Origin of the sequence: Solimonas fluminis (assembly GCF_002930645.1) — a bacterium.
GTDB classification, from domain to species: domain Bacteria; phylum Pseudomonadota; class Gammaproteobacteria; order Nevskiales; family Nevskiaceae; genus Solimonas_A; species Solimonas_A fluminis.
In genome coordinates, this window is sequence record NZ_PSNW01000026.1 from 1 (window position 1) to 3992 (window position 3992).

Sequence of the window (3992 nt, forward strand, 5' to 3'; positions counted from 1 at the left end):
GCCTCGGCGAACTTGTTGGCATTGAACAGCGCGGTGCCCAGCGCCATGTGCGCATCGGCGGGCTTGTCGAGGTTGCGCGACTTCAGGGCCGTGCGGAAAGCCTCCGCCGCGTTGTTCCAGTCGCCGGTCTCGTTGTAGGCCTGGCCCAGGTAGACGTAGTGCCGCGCCTCGCCGGTCATGGTCGCCAGCTTCTGCAGCACCGGGATCTGCTGCTTGTATTCCTTGGACATCGCCAGGGCCTGCGCGTACAGCTGCAGGTTCTCGGCGCTCACCTTGATGCTCTTGTTCTTCATGCCCTGCGCCAGCAGGCGCACGGCCGGATAGGGTACCTCGCTGACCATGTAGAGACGCGCGAGGTTCAGCAGGTCGGACTCGTTGCTCAGCAGCTGCGCGCGGTAGGCCGCGTGCATCAGCCGGACCTGCTCGCGCTGCTGGTCCATCAGCCCGCGCATGCCGGCGAGCTGTTGCCAGTAGGTGCTCTTGCCCGGCTGCATGCTCACCAGCATCTCCAGAACCCTGGCGGCCTTGGCGTATTCCTTGCGCTCGTAGTAGATCGCACGCAGCAGCGCCAGCGCCGCCTCTTTCGGGGCCTGGCCGCGCTGCTTGGAGATCTGCAGCGAGGTCACCAGCGCCTTCTCCGCCTCGGCGAACTTCTGGGTCTGGTAGTAGGCCTGCGCCATCAGGGCATAGCCCTCGGGGCTGGGCTCCGCCACCACCGACAGCCACTTCTTCACCACCGCGATGGCCTTGGGATAGTCCTCGGCGATGAAGTAGATCTGCGCCAGCGCATAGAGGCTGCTGTCGCGCAGGCCGTCCGGCAGGTTGGGCTGCTTCAGCACCGCGACATAGGATTCGATGGTCTTGGGCAACTGCTCCTGCGCGTAGTAGACGGCGGCGTAGAGGCTGTAGAGCGTGGCGCGCTCATAGTCGTTGAGCTTGGCCTCCGTGGCCTTGAGCCCATCCAGCGCTGCCAGAGCCCCCTTGTAATCCTTGGCCTCGAAGGCCTTCTGCGCGACCTCCATCTTCTTGTAGGTCTCCGCGCGGATCACCTGGGTCTGCTTGGTCGGCGGCGGGGTCGGCTTCTTGCCGTCCTTGTCCTTGGCGAACGAATGCCCGGCCGAGCCCGCGGCGGCGACCATGGCGATGACCAGCAGTACGCGCAGCAACAGGTTTCTGGATCTCACTGCGGACCTCATCACTTTTCCAGCTCGAAGCGGATCAGGTGCTGCACGTTGGGCACGGCGATCGGCCTGCCATTCTCCACGCGCGGCTTGTACTTGAACTTGGTCACCGCCTTCTTGGCGGCCTCGTCGAAGATGCCCGGCGGCTGCGCCTCGACCACCACCGGGTTGATGACGCTGCCGGACTCGGTGACGGTGAACTGCACCAGCACCCAGCCCTCGATGCCCTGGCTCTGCGCGCGGGCCGGGTACATCGGCGCCACCTTCACGATCGGCAGGTACTCGCCGTCGGTGGAGGACAGGCCGAAGCTGGACTTCACCTGCGTCGAATTCTCCAGCTTCATGTTGATGGCGACGTTGGTGTTCGTCGGCCCCTGGATCTGGGTCTGCTGCACCGGCACCTCGGGCGGCGCCTCGGGGCGGTCCGGCATCTCCGGCGGCGGCTTGCGGTCGCGGCTCTCGATCTCGAAGTTCTTGGCCAGGCGCACGAAGTCCACGGTCGGCAGCAGCTCGCCGTTGGTGGTGGCGCCGGTGGTGGCGTGGATCAGGCCATAGAGCAGCCAGAACAGTCCCACCATCGACACGCTGGCCAGCAGGAACGGGACGACGAAGCGCAGCACGCCCGTCTGCAGGGACGCGGCGGCGGCTGGCGGAGGCTCGGCCGATGCAGGCGCCGGCGCGCCGGTGCGGCGGTCGACGACGAACAGCGGCACGCGTCCGGGTTCGGTGGGGGCGGAGTTGGCCATCGCTCAGCCCCCCTCGCCCTTGGTGGCGACCGACACGCTGCTGACGCCGCCGGCGCGGACCTGGTCCATGACCTGGGCCATGATGCCGCTCTCGGAAGCCTTGTCGGCCAGGATCACCACGGTGTCCTCGGGGCGCTCGGCGTGCATGCGCTCCACCAGGGCCCGCACCTCGGGCATCGTCACCTTCTTGCGGTCCATCCACACCTCGCCGTTGGGACGCACGGCGATCAGGATGTTGCCGCTGGCCTTGGACTCGGCCGTCTCGGCCTGCTCCTTGTCCACCTTGACCCCGGCCTGCTTGACGAAGCTGGTGATGATGATGAAGAAGATCAGCAGGTTCAGCACGAAATCCAGCATCGGCGCCAGGTCGATGCCGTGGTGTCCGTCGTCGCTTGCATGTCGGCGGGCTTGCATGGGTGTCTCCTCGGGCTCGCTCTGTTCTACTTGGTCGTGGTCGGCTGCAGCATGACGTTCATCGCCCCGCCCGCCCGTGCCTGGTCCATGGCCTTGACCACCATGCCGGTCGGCGCCTTGGTGTTGGCCACCACGATCACCGGGCCGTCCGGCTTCTCGCCGCGGAAGCGCTCGACGTTGGCCCGGATCGCCGCCGGGTCCACCAGGCGCTGGTCGATCGAGATGTCGCCGTTCTTGTGCACGGCGATGAACAGCGTGCTGTTGTCCTCTTCTTCCTGCTTCTGGTTCGGCGGCGCCGGCGGCGGGGTGTTCAGCGTCAGGCCCACTTCCTTGACGAAGACGGCGGTGATGATGAAGAAGATCAGCAGGTTCAGCACGAAGTCCAGCATCGGCGCGAGGTCGATCGCCTCTTCCTCGTGCTCGACGTGCTGGCGGCGGTGGCGCAGGCCCATGGGATGGTTCCTAGAAGGTGAAGCGGTCGGCCAGCAGTTCGGTCTGCTTGCGGATCTTCGACTGGAAGTGGTGCACCGGGTACATGCCGGTGACGCTCACCGCCAGCCCCGTCATCGTGCAGTTCATGGCCTTGGACACGCCGCTGGCCATGGTCCGGGCGTCGGCCGAGCCCAGGATCGACATGGAATCGAAGACCTCGAGCATGCCGTGCACGGTGCCCACCAGGCCCAGCAGCGGGCACATCGGGATCAGGACTTTCAGCACCGGCATGTTCTCGCTCATGGCGCCGTTGAGCCGCGAGATCATCGCGCTGCGCACCTGGTGGGACATCCAGGACTGGTGCTCGGCCCGGCCCTGCCATTGCCCGAGCAGCTGGCCGGTCATCACCGGCAGCTGGGTCCGGTAGAACCACAGCCGCTCGAAGATCAGCGTCCACATCAGGATGCCGGCCACCAGGATCCAGATCACGAAAGGCCCGCCGGCCAGGATCAGCTGGCCGACCGCATGGAACGGCGCCAGCAGGATCTCAGGCATGACGCTTCTCGATCAGCTCGGCCAAGAGGCCGGTGCTCTGCTCGTCGAGGATCTGGGTGATGCGCTTGGAGCGGGCCTGCAGGGCGCTGTTGGCGAACAGCAGGGGGATGGCGATCCCTAAGCCCAGCAGGGTGGCGATCATGGCCATGGAGATGCCGGCGGCCATCAGCTTGGGGTCGCCCGAACCGGATTCGGTGATGACCTGGAAGGTGTGGATCATGCCCACGACGGTGCCCACCAGGCCCAGCAGCGGGCCGGCGGCGACGCCCAGCTTGAGGAAGGACTGGCCGCGCTCCAGCGGCGGCAGTTCCTTGAGCACGGCTTCGGAGACGCGCAGTTCGATCACTTCGGCGTCCTCGGCGTTGGCCGGGGCGCTGCCGCCCTTGAAGGCCAGCAGCACGCGCCCCAGCGGGTTGTCGGCGTTCAGGTGGTTGAGGTTGGCCAGCTGCCGGTTGACCTTGGTGCTGGTCAGCAGCAGGAAGCTGAACTGGTAGACGGCGATCAGGNGCCCGGCGGCTGCTTGGGCGGCGTGCTGAAGGCATTGGCGCCGGTGGTGTATTCCAGGAACCGGCCTTCCGACACGGCCACGAAGGGGCCGACCCGCAGCACGGTCTTGTCGGCCTGGGCGCCGTCCGGCGCGGTGACCTTGGCCTGGATGCGCACG

The 3992-nt window shown here is 66.7% G+C and carries 6 protein-coding genes; all 6 read right to left on the minus strand.

Annotation, left to right across the window (positions count from 1 at the left end):
• Nucleotides 1-1184 (minus strand): tetratricopeptide repeat protein (locus C3942_RS21740; RefSeq protein WP_133164394.1); only part of this gene is annotated, 1184 nt, incomplete at its 3' end.
• An 11-nt stretch (nucleotides 1185-1195) separates the two neighbouring features.
• Nucleotides 1196-1927 (minus strand): energy transducer TonB, encoded by a 732-nt coding sequence (locus C3942_RS21745; RefSeq protein WP_104232466.1) that lies wholly within the window; start codon nucleotides 1925-1927, stop codon nucleotides 1196-1198.
• Between the two features lie 3 nt (nucleotides 1928-1930).
• Entirely contained in the window at nucleotides 1931-2341 is a 411-nt protein-coding gene (locus C3942_RS21750) for an ExbD/TolR family protein (RefSeq protein WP_104232465.1), read from the minus strand.
• 26 nt (nucleotides 2342-2367) lie between these two features.
• Complete coding sequence (locus tag C3942_RS21755; RefSeq protein WP_104232464.1) at nucleotides 2368-2793, minus strand: ExbD/TolR family protein; 426 nt, start codon at nucleotides 2791-2793, stop codon at nucleotides 2368-2370.
• Between the two features lie 10 nt (nucleotides 2794-2803).
• On the minus strand, nucleotides 2804-3328 hold the full coding sequence (locus C3942_RS21760; protein ID WP_104232463.1) for a MotA/TolQ/ExbB proton channel family protein: 525 nt from the start codon (nucleotides 3326-3328) through the stop codon (nucleotides 2804-2806).
• Nucleotides 3321-3728 carry a MotA/TolQ/ExbB proton channel family protein gene (locus C3942_RS22795; RefSeq protein ID WP_243393710.1) on the minus strand — a complete coding sequence of 136 codons (408 nt, stop codon included), beginning with the start codon at nucleotides 3726-3728 and terminating at the stop codon, nucleotides 3321-3323. The genes C3942_RS21760 and C3942_RS22795 overlap by 8 nt, the downstream gene beginning before the upstream one ends.
• Nucleotides 3729-3992: the final 264 nt, after the last annotated feature.

What these genes read in the sequence shown, in the direction of transcription:
- C3942_RS21745 (WP_104232466.1), bottom strand. Translation starts at nt 1,927, where the DNA reads ATGGCCAACTCCGCCCCCACCGAACCCGGACGCGTGCCGCTGTTCGTC.
- C3942_RS21750 (WP_104232465.1), bottom strand. Translation starts at nt 2,341, where the DNA reads ATGCAAGCCCGCCGACATGCAAGCGACGACGGACACCACGGCATCGAC.
- C3942_RS21755 (WP_104232464.1), bottom strand. Translation starts at nt 2,793, where the DNA reads ATGGGCCTGCGCCACCGCCGCCAGCACGTCGAGCACGAGGAAGAGGCG.
- C3942_RS21760 (WP_104232463.1), bottom strand. Translation starts at nt 3,328, where the DNA reads ATGCCTGAGATCCTGCTGGCGCCGTTCCATGCGGTCGGCCAGCTGATC.